The organism is Candidatus Magnetobacterium casense (assembly GCF_019173545.1).
GTDB classification, from domain to species: domain Bacteria; phylum Nitrospirota; class Thermodesulfovibrionia; order Thermodesulfovibrionales; family Magnetobacteriaceae; genus Magnetobacterium; species Magnetobacterium cryptolimnobacter.
The window spans coordinates 1-1496 of the sequence record NZ_JABXWD010000634.1 but is presented as its reverse complement, the minus strand read 5'-3'; the positions used below and the strand labels follow the sequence as shown (position 1 = coordinate 1496).

The window sequence follows — 1496 nt, the reverse complement described above, 5'->3', positions numbered from 1 at the left end:
CCATAGCGGAGGAGGCCTCCGACGCGCCAGAGAGGCCTTAGAACGCAAAGGAAAGCAAACGTCATAACGCATTGAAAATCAACAACATACGCAAAACCAAGCTTTTTGTCAAGCAATTTGGGAGACAGAGCTTGGCGTGGTAAATCAAAATGGAGCATCGGGTTTGACGTTGTCAAGCAGCCCCGCCGACCATTCCCACGACAACCGACGATAATGGAATTGACGATCTTTGACAGGGTAACGCAACAATAACACGCGCAGTAAACTTGACATTGTGGAGGTTATAGTCACGTCAGAAACCCGCGTGGCACGCCAACGACCCACGACAGCCCAAGTCCGCATATGACGCCGCCCGGGATGTTCGCTGCGGTCTTTGCGAAAATGTTTGGCGAGGTAATCCCCCATTGTGTTCTCCCATTTACGCGCCGGTAAAAGACAGACGTGGATGCGACCAAACCCACACGCGGTGGAATGAATCCGAACGATATCGACAGGTAAATAACCCAATGTCAAGTAATGGATATGCCAACCGTGGCCTCCGGGATGCCATTCAACGACACGCACCCCCCGCAGATCGAATTTGCGACGATGCAACCGCTTAAGAAACCGGGACCACTTGTCCCCAACCGGGACCCAACAAGGAGAGGGCGAAGGTAGGGTAAAAGTCCAAAGCCGAACCTTGCCCAAAGAAAACAACGTAGTGACGCAACAACGGAACGCAAACGAGCTTGCTAGCCTACTATTGGCCATAAGACCCAACGCGACCAATAACGCGAATAGCCTCCCCTGTCCAATAAAAGCCCCCGCGCCAATGTCGAACGCAAGCCCCCCGCACGCATACCCAATAGACGTAAACACGCTTCACGCCGTGCCGCTGGCGAACGTGAAACGCCGCATATGGCACTTGCCGACGCATAACGAGCCAAACCCGACTCGATCCCCGCGCCCGTTCAGGCAGCAAATAATCGCCGCTTAAACGAGCGCAGGGCGAAACGTGATAGAACCTACGAGCCATTGTCAACAAACTCGCCAGACAATGACACCGCGCCCTTTTGACGCGACAGCCCAGTGATCACAACCAAGAGCACTTGTCCCTTCGTATAGGGGATGCGAATATCATCCACCTTGCTACCTGCAGGCAACCATTGAGCGCAGGACACTTGACTGGACCCCGCTTCTAAGGCATGACGCACGACGATCCGGTGTTCACGCCGACCCGACACCTTATCCGCCAGATCCAGTTCGTCAACTTTGGCCCCGCGCCATTCTACCAGCATGAGCGCTTTACCTTCGTTCAACAAACGAGTAACGAGTTCAATGTTCATGCGAGCAATTCCCGACGTTCCTGGTGATGAACCTCTCGCCATGTGCGAGCCACTACCGCAGACGCCTCATTCAGATGACGCGTAGCGCGACGCAGATCCGCTTTGATACCGGGATTGCAAACCACGCGCTCGCAATCCTGCGCATCAGCAACAGAACCCTTGATAGACCAA

The 1496-nt window shown here is 54.3% G+C and carries 1 protein-coding gene; it reads right to left on the bottom strand.

The window, feature by feature from the left end:
- Window positions 1-1004: 1004 nt before the first annotated feature.
- Window positions 1005-1325: a hypothetical protein gene (locus tag HWQ67_RS18290; RefSeq protein ID WP_218254130.1), complete on the bottom strand. Its 321-nt coding sequence runs from the start codon at window positions 1323-1325 to the stop codon at window positions 1005-1007.
- Window positions 1326-1496 lie beyond the last annotated feature (171 nt).